Annotated in this window: 14 protein-coding genes; 7 read left to right on the top strand and 7 right to left on the bottom strand. The window is 60.1% G+C overall.

The genetic code is table 11. The annotated features are described in order from the left end of the window. Nucleotides 1-138: 138 nt before the first annotated feature. Genes PMI34_RS20125 through PMI34_RS20135 form a run of 3 tightly spaced genes read left to right on the top strand, consistent with a single transcriptional unit; the run spans nucleotide 139 to nucleotide 1999 of the window. Entirely contained in the window at nucleotides 139-546 is a 408-nt protein-coding gene (locus PMI34_RS20125) for a TIR domain-containing protein (RefSeq protein ID WP_008048056.1), read from the top strand. A 2-nt stretch (nucleotides 547-548) separates the two neighbouring features. After that, on the top strand, nucleotides 549-1508 hold the full coding sequence (locus tag PMI34_RS20130) for a caspase family protein (protein ID WP_008048055.1): 960 nt from the start codon (nucleotides 549-551) through the stop codon (nucleotides 1506-1508). Further along, nucleotides 1508-1999, top strand: a complete 492-nt coding sequence (locus tag PMI34_RS20135) for a toll/interleukin-1 receptor domain-containing protein (RefSeq protein WP_008048046.1) — start codon at nucleotides 1508-1510, stop codon at nucleotides 1997-1999. Before PMI34_RS20130 ends, PMI34_RS20135 begins: the two co-directional genes overlap by 1 nt. Before the next feature lie 314 nt (nucleotides 2000-2313). On the opposite strand, the gene dinD is transcribed toward PMI34_RS20135, so the two are convergent. From dinD to motA, 4 genes are all read right to left on the bottom strand, one after another. Continuing rightward, nucleotides 2314-3180: a DNA damage-inducible protein D gene (gene dinD / locus PMI34_RS20140; RefSeq protein ID WP_008048045.1), complete on the bottom strand. Its 867-nt coding sequence runs from the start codon at nucleotides 3178-3180 to the stop codon at nucleotides 2314-2316. A 143-nt stretch (nucleotides 3181-3323) separates the two neighbouring features. After that, on the bottom strand, nucleotides 3324-3593 hold the full coding sequence (locus PMI34_RS20145; protein ID WP_008048043.1) for a hypothetical protein: 270 nt from the start codon (nucleotides 3591-3593) through the stop codon (nucleotides 3324-3326). A gap of 411 nt (nucleotides 3594-4004) precedes the next feature. After that, nucleotides 4005-5051 (bottom strand): flagellar motor protein MotB, encoded by a 1047-nt coding sequence (motB, locus tag PMI34_RS20150; RefSeq protein WP_008048041.1) that lies wholly within the window; start codon nucleotides 5049-5051, stop codon nucleotides 4005-4007. Nucleotides 5052-5054: 3 nt separating this feature from the next. Continuing rightward, nucleotides 5055-5906, bottom strand: a complete 852-nt coding sequence (gene motA, locus PMI34_RS20155; RefSeq protein ID WP_008048039.1) for a flagellar motor stator protein MotA — start codon at nucleotides 5904-5906, stop codon at nucleotides 5055-5057. Nucleotides 5907-6073: 167 nt separating this feature from the next. On the opposite strand from motA, the gene PMI34_RS20160 reads away from it, so the two are divergent. The 3 genes from PMI34_RS20160 to asd are packed head-to-tail and all read left to right on the top strand — an operon-like array spanning nucleotide 6074 to nucleotide 9348. Continuing rightward, entirely contained in the window at nucleotides 6074-7612 is a 1539-nt protein-coding gene (locus tag PMI34_RS20160) for an HDOD domain-containing protein (RefSeq protein WP_008048037.1), read from the top strand. 41 nt (nucleotides 7613-7653) lie between these two features. Next, nucleotides 7654-8478, top strand: coding sequence for a rhodanese-like domain-containing protein (locus PMI34_RS20165; RefSeq protein WP_008048035.1), 825 nt, complete (start codon nucleotides 7654-7656; stop codon nucleotides 8476-8478). Nucleotides 8479-8487: 9 nt separating this feature from the next. Next, the gene (gene asd, locus PMI34_RS20170; RefSeq protein ID WP_008048034.1) at nucleotides 8488-9348 is read left to right on the top strand and encodes an archaetidylserine decarboxylase; all 861 of its coding nucleotides are present in this window, start codon (nucleotides 8488-8490) and stop codon (nucleotides 9346-9348) included. A 112-nt stretch (nucleotides 9349-9460) separates the two neighbouring features. Here asd and serB read toward each other — a convergent pair whose 3' ends face one another. Continuing rightward, nucleotides 9461-10675 (bottom strand): phosphoserine phosphatase SerB, encoded by a 1215-nt coding sequence (gene serB / locus PMI34_RS20175; RefSeq protein WP_008048033.1) that lies wholly within the window; start codon nucleotides 10673-10675, stop codon nucleotides 9461-9463. A 135-nt stretch (nucleotides 10676-10810) separates the two neighbouring features. On the opposite strand from serB, the gene PMI34_RS20180 reads away from it, so the two are divergent. Then, a complete protein-coding gene (locus PMI34_RS20180; RefSeq protein WP_008048032.1) occupies nucleotides 10811-12328 on the top strand; it encodes an AhpA/YtjB family protein in 1518 nt (505 codons plus the stop codon). Between the two features lie 249 nt (nucleotides 12329-12577). On the opposite strand, the gene PMI34_RS20185 is transcribed toward PMI34_RS20180, so the two are convergent. Then, entirely contained in the window at nucleotides 12578-13291 is a 714-nt protein-coding gene (locus PMI34_RS20185) for a PqiC family protein (RefSeq protein WP_008048031.1), read from the bottom strand. A 175-nt stretch (nucleotides 13292-13466) separates the two neighbouring features. Then, complete coding sequence (parC, locus tag PMI34_RS20190) at nucleotides 13467-15734, bottom strand: DNA topoisomerase IV subunit A (RefSeq protein WP_008048020.1); 2268 nt, start codon at nucleotides 15732-15734, stop codon at nucleotides 13467-13469. Between the last annotated feature and the right edge of the window lie 3 nt (nucleotides 15735-15737).

Below are 15737 nucleotides of genomic sequence, written 5' to 3'. Positions count from 1 at the left end.
TAAACATCAGACCTTTCTGTAAGGCGCCAGCGCGCGCACCTGTAGGACATTTCTCTTTCCGCTTCGGCCTCTTGTAGCCGACCTGTAATCGCCTAGTTTCAAACCCTCTTCGCACTCCAGCGACACCGAGGGACACCCATGCAAACCTACCATCTGTTCATCAGCCACTCGTGGAACTACTCCGACGCCCACGACAATCTCGTGCGCCTGCTCAACGCCAAGCCTGGTTTCACCTACAAGAATTTTTCGGTGCCGCCGGACAACCCGATTGTCGGCGCGAAAACCGACAAACAACTTGAGGAGGCCATCGAAAACAAGATCCGCCCGTGTTCGGCGGTATTGATCATGGCCGGGATGTACTCCACCTACAGCAAGTGGATCAACAAGGAAATCGAGATCGCCAAGCGCATGGGCAAGGTGATCATTGCGATCAAGCCGTTCGGCGCCGAGCGGATTTCCACGGTAGTACGTGAGGCGGCACATGCCGAGTGTGCGTGGAACACCAACAGCATCATCGATGCGATTCGCAAGCATACGGCGGTGTAACCATGCGCAAGGGACTGTTTATCGGCATCAACGACTACACCCATGTGTCGCGCCTGAGCGGTTGCAGCAATGACGCCATGGCCATGGCCTCGGTGCTGAAGACCGACGCCAATGGCGATCCGAACTTCAAGAACATCGTACTGACCTCTGCCGAGGACTACCTGAGCCGGGAAAAACTCGAAGACCAGATCCGTGAGCTGTTTGCCGGGGACTGCAATGTCGCGCTGCTGTATTTCGCCGGCCACGGCAGCTTCGACACCGACACCGACGAAGGCATGTTGATCCCGCAGGATTACAAGAGCGCCAAGGACGGGATACGCCTCAGCGACATTCTCAACTGGGCGAGCAAGGCCACGAAGATCAAAAACAAAGTGATCATTCTCGACTGTTGCCAGAGCGGCTCGGCCGGTGAACTGCGCGCCTTGCGCAGTGAAGGCAGCGTGGTCGGTGAAGGCATGACCATTCTGACCGCCTGCAAAAAGGAAGAGCCGGCAATGGAGGGCGCGCAACACGGCGTGTTCACCGGACTATTGCTCCAGGCCCTGCATGGTGGAGCAGCGAACATCCTGGGCAAGATCACACCCGGCAGCCTCTATTCGTTTGTCGACAACGCCCTCGATGCCTGGGAACAGCGCCCGGTGTTCAAGACCAACGTCTCGCAGTTCATTTCCCTGCGCGAAGTGTCGCCGCTGATTCCCAAGGAGATCCTGCGCAAACTCCCCGAATGGTTTGCCGAAGCGGAGTCGGTGTACCCCCTCGCCCCCAGCTTTGAGCCCACCGAGCCTGAATTCAACCCGGAGCACGGCGACGTCTTCGCCCAGTTGCAAAAGTGCAACCGCCACAGTCTGGTCGAACCGGTGGACGCCGAACACATGTACTACGCCGCCATCCACTCCACCGGCTGCCGCCTCACCGCCCTCGGCGCCTATTACCGCGAACTCGCGATCAAGGGACATTTCTGATGCCAGTGTTTATCAGCTACCGCCACATGGACCGCGCCCACGCGGTCAAGATCAACGCGCGCCTGATCCAGGCCAACATCAAGACCTACCTCGATGTGCTGGATGCCGAATCCCAGACCACCGACGACATCACCGGGGTGATTACCCGCAACATCAGCGAATGCACGCACCTGCTGGCAGTGGTCTCGGAGAAAACCGCCCTGTCCTGGTGGGTGCCGTTCGAAATCGGCGAGGCGACGATCACAAATCGGCGTATCTGCTCGTTCAAGACCGGCCCGACCGAGCTGCCGCTGTACCTGGACAAATGGCCGAAGCTGACCAGCGACCGGGACATCGACTTCTTTATCGATGCCTATCGCAACGAAGCAACGCTCAAGCGCTCGATGTCACTGGAGTCCATAACCGGTAACGAGTCGGTGCGCAGCGTCAACAAATCCAATGCGGATCGCTTTCACGCCGAGCTCAAGACCCGAATCATCCGCGGCTTCTGAGTCACTCCGCTCCCCGATCCGTCCTCTTGACCGGTCGGGGTTTCTCTCACCCGTCATCTGTAGGAACCAGCTTGCTGGCGATGGACTCCAGTACGCCGAGTGGATTCAGACAGCACGCGTTATCGTTGACGACCATCGCCAGCAAGCTGGCTCCTACAGGGGATCGTGCCCCTGCCGGCCTTCAAACCAGTGAAAGCCGCACAAAAAAGCCGACATCGCTGTCGGCTTTTTTGTCGGTCATGCTGACCAATCAATCGACACCCGAGGGAATCGATTCACTATTGCCAATTCAGTTAGCCTGGTAAGACTCAAACTCAACCATCGGTTGAATCATCTGCAGGAAGCTTGGTCGCCTGTTTCGCAATATTTTTCTCTTCGGATTTCACGCGACGTTCAAGCTTTCTTATGTCCTCTTCAGCGGGCAGCTCCTCGGGCTTGATGCCGCGCTGTTCCAACATATCTCGGACGCTCAAATTATTCTGGACATGCTCCTTGGCAATGGCCGGCTCGCCTTGCAGGTCCACCTGCAGCACGTTGTGATTAGTTATCTCATTAGCCAGGTTTTTGGCAGCAATAGTCAGCGTCGGTAAAAAATCAGCCAATGGACGGCTCTTAACGATGCCATACCTGTCCTTCATCGCCTGCGTGGTCTTGCCTCCGAACAATGCGGCATCTCCTCGGGAGCGAATACGGGCAAATCCTTCATCATCTACACCACGTTCGTAGATGTTCTGCGATAGTTCCTTCTCCGACTCACGCAAACGATCTCGAGCATCGAAGCGGGCCTGTAATCGCATTCGGTCTTCGATCAACTCCTGCTTGCGCGTTTGCAATGCGAAGTAGCTCTGAGCGAAAGCGATCGCTTGTTTACGCGGATCACCATTTTGGGCAATCAAGTAGCAGGCATAACGCGTGAGCATGAAGTCTTCGACAGGGCGCTTACCACCTTTGCCCACCTCGATCATTTTCGTGACGTCACGAAAATGATCGGAAGCCTCAACTCCTGTCGCTTCACAGGAGGCTATGGCACGCCTGATGGCGGTCAAAAAATTATCCCAGCGTGCGTAACCCAAGGGGGCCTGCAACTCGCGAGCGAACCAGAATTCGATGCCTTCATCAGGCACGCGATGTACCAGCGCGTCGAAACGCTGCTGCAGCAGTGGTAGTGATTGATTATCCATGGCAAATTCCGGGGCAGTCAGAGGGCGTCGATCTCGAAAGCTTTTCGACAGTAAATATCTGTCTGATAGTGATGGGCAGATTTCCGACCGCATAGCCTCAAATGTGTGACAAAAAAGCCGCGAACATTGCGGCTTTCCTGTTTTCAGCGTGCGGTCTTTTCCAGCTTCCAGCCCAGCGCATCCAGCGCGTCACAGCCCTCCTGTATCAGTATGTGTGCAGCACTGGCGAAATGTTCCAAATCGTGACCTTCAGCATCTTTCACGCACAAGCAGGTGACACTGTTGAGCAGGTTGCGTGCGGCCTTGATTCGGTGGGTGGCGGTTTCAAGAAGATCGGAAGCTCGAGCTTCAGTGTCGATGTACAGCGTGGTCCCGACGCTGAAGTTGCTTTGGAGCGGGTGGAATTGGGGCATGGTTTGAATTCCGTCTGAAAGATGAAACTCCCACCCTTTTCGCGGCTAATCGAATGGGGTGGCAGCTGTACGCGGGTTAGCCGACCGGTCAGAGGAACCCGGCACACCCGAAGGTGTCCCACGCACAGCCACCATAGACATATAGATGCCAGGCAGCAAAAAGCGCCGCGATTATACGGGCGCTTGTGCATTCCTCTCAAACGACCGGCTAAGGTCGATCACCGATTCGTCGGCGACAGGCGAACTGTACCTAGGCCCCAAGCGAAGTAAAACCCGGTTTACGGGTCTCAGACCCGTCCTACACAATTTTCGGACCAAACCTCATTTCTTGAGTTTTCTCGCAATGCAGTGGATCTGAATTCATTCTTACAAGCACAAAAAAGCCGACATCTCTGTCGGCTTTTTTGTCGGTCACTGCTTGGGCGCTTCAGCCGGTTTGGCTGGCTCACCCGCTTTCGGTGCCGGGTCGTCGAACAGGTTCAGACGCTCGCGCAGTTCGTGGACGGGCAGCGGTTCCTTGTCCGCCGGCAACGCGTTCGGGTTGACCGGCGCGGTCGGTGCTGCGTCTGGTGCAGCCGAACCTTGCGGTGCATCGGGAGCTGGCTCCGCGCCTTGCGAACCTTCGATCGCACGCTGGGCTTTCTTGGTCAGCACGACGATGTCGATACGGCGGTTGACCGGGTTGAACGGGTGCTCGCGATCAAACAACGCCGACGAGGCATAACCGACCACGCGCGCCACCTGTGCATCCGGATAGCTGCCCGCCACCAGCGCACGACGTGCGGCGTTGGCACGGTTGGCCGAGAGCTCCCAGTTACCGAAATCACCGGTGCCGGTATATGGCTTGGCATCGGTGTGGCCGCTGATGCTGATCTTGTTCGGCACCGCCTTGATGGTGTCGGCCATGGCCAGCAGGATGTCTTCGAAATACGGTTTCAAGCGGGCAGAGCCCGAGTCGAACATCGGACGGTTTTCCGCGTCCATGATCTGGATGCGCAGGCCGTCCGGGGTAATTTCGAACAGGATCTGGTCCTTGAACTTCTGCAACTGCGGATTCTCATCAACCTTGTTCTGCAGTTCCTGCAGCAACAGTTCGAGGCGTTCCTTTTCGACCTGCTCGGCCATGCCTTCGACCTGGTCGGTATCCACAGTGACCTTGTCCGGCTGCGGCTGGGACTTCACCTCGGGGTTGAGGGTGTTTTCCGGCGCCATGGTCGGCGTACCGCCCAGATCGATGATGTACGGCGTGCCGCTTTCGGAAAAGCCGATCGGGTCCTTGAAGTAACCGGCGATGGCGATCTTCTGTTCCGGCGTGGCGGTGGACAGCAGCCACAACACCAGGAAGAACGCCATCATCGCCGTGGCGAAGTCGGCGAAGGCGATTTTCCATGCGCCCCCGTGGTGCCCGCCGGCAATGCGCTTGACGCGCTTGATGATTATCGGCTGATTATTTTCCATTTCTTAACGACCGCGAACCGCTTGTTCCAGCTCGGCGAAGCTTGGACGGTGCGCCGGGTACAGAACCTTGCGCCCGAACTCCACGGCCAGCGATGGCGGCATGCCGGAAGCCGAAGCCACCAGCGAAGCCTTGATGGCTTCGTAGACGTTCAGCTCTTCCTTGGCATCGTGGGCCAGGGAATGGGCCAGCGGGCCAAAGAAACCGTAGGCGGCGAGAATACCGAAGAAGGTACCGACCAGTGCCGCACCGACGTGCAGGCCGATGGACTTCTGGTCACCTTCACCCAGCGAAGCCATGGTCACCACGATACCCAGTACCGCCGCGACGATACCGAAACCGGGCATGGCGTCGGCGATGCCGTTAACCGCGTGGGAGGGGTGTTCCAGGTCTTCCTTGAGGCTGAACAGCTCCATGTCGAACAGGCCTTCCAGCTCGTGCGGGGCCATGTTGCCGGAGGACATGATGCGCAGGTAATCACAGATGAACGCGGTCATGCGCTCATCCTTGAGGACCGTCGGGTACTTGGCGAAGATCGGGCTCGCGGCGGCATCTTCGATGTCGCCTTCGATGGCCATCATGCCTTCGCGGCGACTCTTGTTGAGGATCTCGTAGATCAGGCCCAGTACTTCAAGGTAGAAGCCGTGGTTGAAACGCGAACTGAACATGCTCAGGGACTTCTTGAGCACGTGCATCGTCATGTAGCCGGGGTTGGCCTGCAGGAAGGCGCCGAGGGCCGCACCGCCAATGATCATGACCTCGAAAGGCTGGATCAGGGCGGCAATCTTGCCGTGGGAAAGCACGTATCCGCCAAGCACGCTCGCGAATACGACGATGATGCCGATAATTTTAGCCATAGGTTAGGAGAGCACTTACTGAGTCGGGTTCAAGGTCATATTCGGAAGTTAAAAAATCTCTTCTTCTACTTATCGGCAAAACTGCGCCAGACTATAGCCAGTTCAGGCGAAAAGCTAATTTGACCCCTTCCGGGCACAGGTAATGTTGACGATGATCGCCTCCCACCATGGTTAACGAAACGAACGCTCCAACCCCGAAACCGACGACGCTCGAAGGCTGGGTCAAGCTTCTCGATGGCGTGCGCCTGCCGGTTCCGCAAGCCAGTCTCGACCGGGTCTGCAAGGCCATCGGCGACAACCGCAGCTCGCTGCGCGATATCGCCGACCTCATGCAAGGCAGTCCGGCCCTGGCCTTGAGCGTGATTCGCGAAGCCAACCGGCATACCCATGGCGGCATGACCGAGCCTGCGGAAAACCTTGAGGTTGCGATCAATCGCCTCGGCCTGAAGCGCACCGAAGAACTGCTCGCGCGATTGCCCGTCGAACCCCAGTCCGAGATCCCCAAAGCCCTGCGTCAGTTGCAGATGATCAGCCAGCACGCCACGCAACAGGCCAACGGTTTTTTTGCCAGTCGCCTGGCGCGGCTGTGGCAGGACATCCACTGGGGCAGCCTGCTGTTTCTATCGCCCCTGTGGCCGCTGGCGCTGACCCATCCAAAACTGCTCGAAGACTGGGAGCTGCGGGTCATCCATAAAGGTGAGTCGGCACGTAAAGTCGAAAAGCAATTGTTTGGCGTACGCCTGCTGGACATCGGCCAGGCGCTGGTCGAGGTCTGGCGCTTGCCGATCTGGGTGCAGCAGGGCTATAGATTACTGCTTACTGAACAGCGAGAACTGGTGAAGGTCCTGCGTATCGCCCGTGACAGCGAACATCCACTGCGCCAGCAGAACCGCCTCGACGACGATCCGACCCTGCGCCGCTGGCTCAATCAACCTGCCAATACGGTGCTGCTGGCCAACGGGCTGGCGCTATCGGCGCAACACGCCTGGGACAGCCCCCACAGTGAGCGCTGGCAGTACCTGACCAGCCTTTACCTGCAAATGCCGATGGATGAGGTGCAACAACAACTGCACCAGCAAGCCGCCAACAGCGCGCGCCATCACGCCATGCCCGACCTCTGGCACCCCGCCGAATCGCTGATCTGGCCGTGGGGCATGAACCGTGTCCACTCAGGTTTGCTACCGGCCGCCGGACCCACTGCCGAAGATCTGGCGAAGTGGCGCAAGCAATGCGCCGAACTGCTGGTCGAGCCGAGTCGCTTCACCAACGCCATGCACTTGACCATCGCTGCCCGGGACGCCCTCGTGGCCTGCGGCATGCGTCGGGTGATGATCCTGATGGCCGACCGCACCCACGCCAACCTGCGCGTGCACCAAACGGCCGGCCTGCCGAAGGACGCGGCCGGGCTGAACTTCGTGGTCAGCCAGAGCAACGTGTTGCAGCGCCTGCTCGCGCAACAGGCCCAGGTGCGCCTGACGCCAGCCAACAACGCGCAATTCTCGGCCCTGCTGCCCAACAGCCTGCGTTCACAGTTCAGCGGCGAACACCTGCTGCTGCGTTCGCTGGTCAACAATGGCCGGGTGATCATGATCATCGTGGCGGATCAGGGCGGCGGGCCGTTTTCGGAAATTTCCGTACAGGCCTTCGGCAAAACCGCGCAGTGCATCGAAAAAGCCCTGCACAGCTTTAGCCACCGAGGCCAATAAGCTGCGTTACAATCTTCCCTTTTGTGCTCTGGAGACCTCACATGTCTGACTTCTCTGGCTTGCCGCTGGTGATCGAGCCGAGCGACTTGCTCCCTCGCCTCGACGCCCGCGAACTGATTCTGGTGGACTTGACCAGTCCCGCCCGCTACGCCGAAGGGCACATTCCCGGCGCGCGCTTTGTCGATCCGAAACGCACGCAGCTGGGGCAGGCACCCGCCCCGGGACTGATGCCCCCGCAGGCAGCACTCGAAACGCTGTTTGGCGAGCTGGGACACAATCCCGATGCGGTCTACGTCGTGTATGACGACGAAGGCGGCGGTTGGGCCGGGCGCTTCATCTGGCTGCTGGATGTCATCGGCCACAGCAAGTACCACTATGTCGACGGCGGCCTGACGGCCTGGCTGGCAGAAGGTTTGCCCATGTCGATCCAGATCCCGCCAGCCGTGGGCGGCCCGGTTTCTCTGACCTTGCACGACGAACCCACCGCCACCCGTGAGTACCTGCAAAGCCGTCTCGGTGCCGCCGACCTGGCCATCTGGGACGCACGCGGGCCGCTGGAGTATTCCGGCGAGAAGGTCCTGGCGGCCAAGGGCGGGCACATTCCCGGCGCGGTCAATTTCGAATGGACCGCCGGCATGGATCAGGCACGCCATCTGCGCATCCGCACTGACATGCCGCAGATCCTCGAACAACTCGGGATCAGCAAAGACAAAGAAGTGATTACCCACTGCCAGACACACCATCGGTCTGGCTTCACCTATCTGGTGGCCAAGGCTCTCGGTTATCCGCGGGTCAAGGGCTACGCCGGCTCTTGGGGCGAATGGGGCAACCATCCCGATACCCCGGTAGAAATTCAAGATTTTTAAGGACTGTTAATGAACAAGCGTCTGTTTCTCCTCGGCCAGTACCTGCTGCCCCACAACTTGCTCTCGCGACTGGCCGGCTGCATCGCCGAATGCCGCGTGCGCTGGTTCAAGAATGCCTTTACCGCCTGGTTCGCCAAGCGCTATCAAGTGGACATGTCCCAGGCGCTGGTCGAAGACCTGACCGCCTACGAGCACTTCAACGCGTTCTTCACCCGCGCGCTGAAAGACGGTGCCCGCCCGCTGGACGAGACTCCGGGCGCGATCCTCAGCCCGGCCGACGGCGCGATCAGCCAGCTTGGCCCGATCGAGCACGGCCGTGTGTTCCAGGCCAAGGGCCACAGCTTCAGCGTGCTGGAACTGTTGGGGGGCGATGCGGCGAATGCTGCGCCGTTCATGGGCGGTGACTTCGCGACCATCTACCTGTCGCCGAAGGACTACCACCGCGTGCACATGCCGCTGGCCGGTACCCTGCGCGAGATGGTCTACATCCCGGGTCGTCTGTTCTCGGTCAACCAGACCACCGCTGAAAACGTTCCGGAACTGTTCGCCCGCAACGAGCGCGTGGCGTGCATTTTCGACACCGAGCGCGGGCCGATGGCCGTGGTGCTGGTGGGCGCGATGATCGTGGCGTCGATTGAAACCGTCTGGGCCGGGCTGGTCACACCGCCGAAGCGCGAGCTGAAAACTTTCCGCTACGACGAAGCCGCGCGCGCGCCGATCCATCTGGAAAAAGGTGCGGAACTGGGCCGCTTCAAGCTGGGCTCGACCGCCGTCGTGCTGTTCGGGCCGGATCAGGTGAAGTGGGCTGAAGAAATGACCGCCGGTACAGCGGTGCAGATGGGTCAGGGCATGGGCTCACCGAAAGCCTGACCTGTTGAAGATCTGAATGTGGGAGCGGGCTTGCTCGCGAAAGCGGACTGACAGTCAACATAGATGTTGAATGTAACGACGCCTTCGCGAGCAAGCCCGCTCCCACATTGCTTTACAGCTGGCCGTCGCGATCGCGCAAGCCCAGCAGATACAGCACGCCATCCAGACCCAGCGTCGAAATTGCCTGCCTGGCCGACTGCTTCACCAGCGGCTTGGCACGGAACGCCACGCCCAACCCGGCAATCGCCAGCATCGGCAAGTCATTCGCACCGTCGCCGACCGCAATGGTCTGCTCCAGGCGCAAGCCTTCCTTGTGTGCCAGTTCCTTCAGCAAATCCGCCTTGCGCTGCGCATCGACGATCGGCTCGACCGCCACACCGGTGACTTTGCCGTCGACCACTTCCAGTTCGTTGGCGAACACGTAGTCGATACCCAGCTTGGCCTGCAATTGCTTGGCGAAGTAGGTGAAGCCGCCCGACAGAATCGCTGTCTTGTAGCCCAGGCGCTTGAGTTCGGCGAACAGGGTTTCGGCGCCTTCGGTCAGGCGCAGCGAGGCGCCGATGGAGTCCAGCACATTGACGTCCAGACCTTTGAGCAAGGCCAGGCGCTCCTTGAAGCTGGCGCGGAAGTCCAGTTCGCCGGCCATCGCCCGCTCAGTGATTTGCGAAACCTTGTCACCCACGCCAGCCGCCTTGGCCAGTTCATCGATCACTTCGGCTTCGATCAGGGTCGAGTCCATGTCGAACACCGCCAGGCGACGGTTGCGACGGAACAGCGAATCTTCCTGGAAGGCGATATCGACGTTCAGTTCCTGGGCGACGCTGAGGAATTCGGCACGCAGCGCCTGCGGATCAGCCGCTTCGCCACGCACGGAAAACTCGATGCAGCCCTTGCCCTTGTCGGCCGGGGTGTCCAGCGGCATGCGCCCGGACAGACGATCGATGTGGTCAATGTTCAGGCCATATTTGGCGGTGATCGAGCTCACGGCCTGCAACTGCCCGGCTGTCACCTTGCGGGTCAACAGGGTCACGATGTGGCGCTTTTTGCCCTGGTTACCGACCCACTGCTGGTAATCCTGTTCGGACACCGGCGTGAAACGCACCTGTTGATCGAGCTCGTAGCCCTTGAACAGGATGTCCTTGAGCACGGACTTGCCTTGCTCGGTGTCGGGAATTTCAACCAGGATGCCGAACGACAAGGTGTCGTGGATCACCGCCTGACCGATGTCGAGAATGTTCACACCACCCTGGGCCAGAACGCCGGTAATGGCCGCAGTCAGACCCGGACGGTCGACTCCCGTGATGTTTATCAGGACGATTTCGCGCAAGGCGCACCCCCGCAGGTGGAAAAAAACCGCATTCTACCCACTTTCAGTGACCATCGGGCACCGTGAGCGCTTTGACGGTCTAGGGCCTGTCGCTATACTGCGCGTCAACTTCACGGACAAAAGAGCCGAGCTCAAGTGAACCGGCCTACGCCAGTAAAAACCGATAACTTCTTCCTGCTGATCTTCCGGGCACTGCGCCACCGCCGTGTACCGATTGCATTGCGCATCGCCAGCCATAACGTGATCCTGGTCGCCCTGGCCCTGGTCATCTATGCCGGTGTGATGGGCCTGCAGTTCAAGCAGGCCATGCACGAGCAGGCGGATGCGCTGGGCGAAAGCCTGACGACGCAGACGGCCACTTCGGCCACGGAGCTGTTGGTGTCCAACGACATCCTCAGCCTCAATGTGCTGCTCAATAACCTGACCAAGAACAAGCTGGTGGCCCACGCCGCCATCTACAGTCCGGACAACCGCATCCTTGCCGAATCCGGCCAGCGTCCCAAGCATGGCCTGCTGGGTGAAGCCGAGGGCATGTACCAGAGCAAGATCACCTTCCAGGACGTGACTGCCGGGCAATTGCGTATCAGCCTGGACATGGACCAGTTCCAGCAGCCGATGACTATCAGCCTGCAAAGCATGGGCATTCTGAGCGCCATCCTGCTGGCCCTGTCCCTGGCCCTGAGCCTGCGCATGGGGCGCTATCTCTCCACTCCACTGCTGCAACTGCGGGTGTGGCTGCGCAATATCGATGAATACACCCCGGCCACCGACCGCCAGGACGAAATCGGCGACCTGGCGCGCCAGTTGCACGCCAACTTCGCCCCGGAACCCGCCCCTGTGCCGGAGCCGGAACCGGAATTCGACGACATGGATGACGAGGCCGACCCGGCCTTCGAAGTCCGTAACCTGCGCGACCCGAGTTTCGACGAGAGCCGCCCGGTAGCGGCGCTCAAGCCAGCGCCACGGCAGATCGTCAGCACCGTCGAAGACGACGATGATGAAGACCCGTTCGCCGACCTGCGCGACGAGTCGCTGGACAGTACCCCACAACCGGTGATTCGCAAGGCCACGCCGAGCGTGCCGCAACACAGCGCGGTGCTGGCGGTGCAACTGGGCTCCCAGGAGCAACTGCGACGCCTGCCGCGGGCGCGACTTGAAGAGCTGCTCGAACGCTATCGCGACTGCCTCGACCAGGCCGCTTCGCTGTATCAAGGCGAAGTGGAGACCTTGAACGATGGCAGCACGTTGATGCTGTTCCACACCGAAGACAGCGGCGACGACTACCTGACCAACGCCATTTGCTGTGGCGAGCTGCTGCGGGCCTTGGGCCACCAGTTGCAGATCGAAGTCGCGGACAGCGGCATCACCCTGCAATTGCAGCTGGGCCTGACCCTGGGCGATGAGCTGTTCGGCCTGAGCCAGATCGACCTGCTGCTGACCGACCCCGCCCAGGACGCCCTGGCCCTGTCGCAACACAGCCGTAACCTGCTGCTGGTGGAGCGCAAGATCAGTGACGACGCGTTGATCCGCCAGCGCGCACGGATCCGCCCGATCGCCAGTCCAGAGGGCGCGTGCTGCGTGGAGCGGTTGATGGAGCCGTATCCATCGATGCTGGAACGGCAATTGGCGCGGATGCACGAGCGTCGGGCTTAAACCTTGGCCCTGATGTGAAGAAGCCCGCAGATGAGCGATCGTCTGCGGGCTTTTTTGTTGCCTGTACCTACGCCTTCGCGGGCAAGCCCGCTCCCACAGGTTCAGGGGCGTTCACTTGATTTGTGTACGACACGGACACTGTGGGAGCTGGCTTGCCAGCGAAGGGGTCGGGACAGGCACTAAAGCTCTCCACCTTGCAGAAACGACAAAGCCCGCACAAGGCGGGCTTTGTATGGACTCAATCAAGACTTAGAAGCGGAACACTTCCATATCCGTACGAATAGGCGCGGCCATCGGGATCTTCGGCTGCTTTTCCTGCTCTACCGCAGGTGCTGGCGCCTTGGCTGCCGGTTTGCGCGGAACTTCGGCGATCGGCGGCTGATTGGCCAGGGGCTTGAGCGCCACCGACAGTTGTTCGGCCAGTCGTTGCAACAACACACCCTGTGCCTGGACCTGCGCCGCGGTGGTACCGGCATGCTGTTCCTGCAAATGGATGATGCGGTTGTCGCGGACCTGCCCGCGACGATCGATCAGGCGCCATTGCGCGTCGAGAATCGCCGGTTGCTTTTCACCCGAGTCCAGCCGCGTGATGGTCAGCAGTACCTGAACATCCGGGGTGAAGCCCACTGTCGCCGGGGCCAGCACTACGCGCTGGCTGTCCAGATGACCAGCGACCTGACGCAGCAGCAGTTGGTCGATATCCGACGAAAGGCTGCCGGCCCAACGACCGTCCGTCGAGGCTTGCAGGCTGCCATCGGGCTGACGCTGCAACAGGGTTTCGCGTTGCAGGTAGTCGGCCACGGTGACCGGCCCCAACAATACCGCCATGCCTGCGTTCTGTGCAGGCTGAACCGGACTTCCAGCGTCCAGCTGATACAACGACACCGGTTGGTGAACGCTGCAACCCGCCAAGCCAAGAACGCCGGCGAGCAAAAGAATAAAAGGAAGGCGCAGAGCAGTCATCGTCCCATCCAGGTGATCGCAAAAAGGCTGACCACAGTAAAAATACTCAATAAATATGAAGAACGCGCGGCAGTGCCGGCGCTTGAAAGGCCATATCATCCGTGAATATGCGTTCCGACTCCAGCGCAAAGCGCCGAACTACGGGTTAATTCGTAGTTCGGCGCTTCTATGTCGCCTAATTTTGGTTTTCGACGAGCAGCGCATCTACCCGCTGGAAACCACGCGGCAATTTATTGCCACGACGGCCACGTTCACCCTTGTAGTGCTCGAGGTCGTCCGCTTTCAGTGACAAGGTACGTTTCCCGGCCTGCAACACCAGTGTTGCACCGTCCGGCAATACGGCGATGTCCGTCACATACTCTTCGCGACTGGCCACTCGCTCACCGGGAATCCCGATGATCTTGTTGCCTTTGCCCTTACCTAATTGTGGCAGGTCGCTGATTTTGAAGATCAGCAGGCGACCTTCGGTCGTCACCGACGCCAGCCAGTTCTGCTCACGATCGGCCACAGGGCGCGGCAGCATGACCTTGGCGTTGTTCGGCAGGCTCAACAGCGCCTTGCCCGCCTTGTTCTTGGCCTGCAGGTCTTCACCCTTGACCACGAAACCGTAGCCGGCGTCGGAAGCGATCACGTACAGCGCATCGTCTTCGGGCATCAGCACGCATTCGAAACTCGCCCCTGGCGGCGGCGTCAGGCGACCGGTCAGTGGCTCGCCCTGGCCACGGGCCGACGGCAAGGTGTGGGCGGCCACCGAATAACTGCGACCGGTGGAGTCGATAAACACGGCAAACTGGTTGGAGCGCCCGGCTGCCAGCGCCTTGAAACCGTCCCCGGCCTTGTAGGAAAGCCCGGTGGCGTCGATTTCGTGGCCTTTGGCGGAGCGAATCCAGCCTTTTTCCGACAGCACCACCGTCACTTTCTCGTTCGGCAGCAGATCGTGCTCGGTCAGGGCCTTGGCTTCGGCACGCTCGACGATAGGCGACCGGCGGTCATCACCGTAGGTTTCAGCGTCCTTGATCAGTTCGCTGCGCACCAGTTTTTTCAACTTGGCTTCGCTGCTCAGCAGGGCTTGCAGCTTGGCTTGTTCCTTGAGCAGTTCATCCTGCTCGGCACGCAGCTTCATCTCTTCCAGTCGCGCCAGCTGACGCAAACGGGTGTCGAGGATGTAGTCGGCCTGGATCTCGCTCAGGGCGAAGCGTTCGATCAGTTTGGCCCGTGGCTGCTCCTCGGTACGGATGATGTGGATCACTTCATCCAGGTTGAGGTAGGCAATCAGCAAACCGTCCAACAGGTGCAGGCGACGCTCGACCTTGTCGAGGCGAAATTGCAGGCGACGACGCACGGTCTGCACCCGGAACTCCAGCCATTCGACCAGCAGCGCCCGCAGGTTCTTCAGCTGCGGCTTGCCGTCCAGGCCGATGATATTGATGTTGACCCGGTAGCTCGACTCCAGCTCGGTGCTGGCGAACAGGTGCTGCATCAGCGCATCGTGGTCGAAGTTTTTCCGCGCCCCCGGAATGATCACGATCCGGCACGGGTTTTCGTGGTCGGATTCGTCACGCAGGTCGGCAATTTGTGGCGCCTTGGACGGTTTGGCCTGCATCATCGCGGCGATCTGTTCCAGCACCTTGGCGCCCGAGACCTGATGCGGCAGCGCCGTGACGATGATGTCGCCGTCTTCGATGTGATACACGGCACGCATGCGCACCGAACCGCGACCGGTTTCGTAGATTTTCAGCAGGTCGGCGCGCGGGGTGATGATTTCCGCTTCGGTCGGGTAGTCCGGGCCCTGGATGTGTTCACAGAGCTGTTCGACCGTGGCCTTGGGCTCGTCGAGCAAGCGCACGCAGGCCGTAGCGACTTCCCGCAGGTTGTGCGGCGGAACGTCGGTGGCCATGCCCACGGCGATACCGGTGGTGCCGTTGAGCAGAATGTTCGGCAGGCGGGCCGGCAACACCAGCGGCTCGTCCAGCGTGCCGTCGAAGTTCGGGCCCCAGTCCGCAGTGCCCTGGCCCAGTTCGCTGAGCAGCACTTCGGAATAACGCGACAACCGCGCTTCGGTGTAACGCATGGCCGCGAAGGACTTGGGATCATCCGGCGCACCCCAGTTGCCCTGGCCGTCGACCAGCGTGTAGCGATAGCTGAACGGCTGGGCCATCAGCACCATGGCTTCGTAGCAGGCCGAATCGCCGTGGGGGTGGAATTTACCCAGCACGTCACCGACGGTACGCGCCGACTTCTTGTGCTTGGAATCGGCGTCCAGCCCCAACTCGCTCATCGCATAAATAATGCGGCGCTGTACCGGTTTCAGGCCGTCGCCGATATGCGGCAAGGCACGGTCCATGATCACGTACATGGAGTAGTTGAGGTAGGCATTTTCGGTGAAGTCAGCCAGTGACCGGCGTTCTACACCGTCCAGGCTGAGATCAAGGGAGTCGCTCATGCG

The organism is Pseudomonas sp. GM74 (assembly GCF_000282455.1).
Taxonomy (GTDB): domain Bacteria; phylum Pseudomonadota; class Gammaproteobacteria; order Pseudomonadales; family Pseudomonadaceae; genus Aquipseudomonas.
Note: the sequence above shows the minus strand (reverse complement) of the source record. Positions and strands in the feature narration are given on the sequence as shown.

Bases quoted from the DNA above. Each gene is read 5' to 3' on its own strand.
- PMI34_RS20125 (WP_008048056.1), top strand. From the start codon at position 139: ATGCAAACCTACCATCTGTTCATCAGCCACTCGTGGAACTACTCCGAC.
- PMI34_RS20130 (WP_008048055.1), top strand. From the start codon at position 549: ATGCGCAAGGGACTGTTTATCGGCATCAACGACTACACCCATGTGTCG.
- PMI34_RS20135 (WP_008048046.1), top strand. From the start codon at position 1,508: ATGCCAGTGTTTATCAGCTACCGCCACATGGACCGCGCCCACGCGGTC.
- dinD (WP_008048045.1), bottom strand. From the start codon at position 3,180: ATGGATAATCAATCACTACCACTGCTGCAGCAGCGTTTCGACGCGCTG.
- PMI34_RS20145 (WP_008048043.1), bottom strand. From the start codon at position 3,593: ATGCCCCAATTCCACCCGCTCCAAAGCAACTTCAGCGTCGGGACCACG.
- motB (WP_008048041.1), bottom strand. From the start codon at position 5,051: ATGGAAAATAATCAGCCGATAATCATCAAGCGCGTCAAGCGCATTGCC.
- motA (WP_008048039.1), bottom strand. From the start codon at position 5,906: ATGGCTAAAATTATCGGCATCATCGTCGTATTCGCGAGCGTGCTTGGC.
- PMI34_RS20160 (WP_008048037.1), top strand. From the start codon at position 6,074: ATGGTTAACGAAACGAACGCTCCAACCCCGAAACCGACGACGCTCGAA.
- PMI34_RS20165 (WP_008048035.1), top strand. From the start codon at position 7,654: ATGTCTGACTTCTCTGGCTTGCCGCTGGTGATCGAGCCGAGCGACTTG.
- asd (WP_008048034.1), top strand. From the start codon at position 8,488: ATGAACAAGCGTCTGTTTCTCCTCGGCCAGTACCTGCTGCCCCACAAC.
- PMI34_RS20185 (WP_008048031.1), bottom strand. From the start codon at position 13,291: ATGACTGCTCTGCGCCTTCCTTTTATTCTTTTGCTCGCCGGCGTTCTT.
- parC (WP_008048020.1), bottom strand. From the start codon at position 15,734: ATGAGCGACTCCCTTGATCTCAGCCTGGACGGTGTAGAACGCCGGTCA.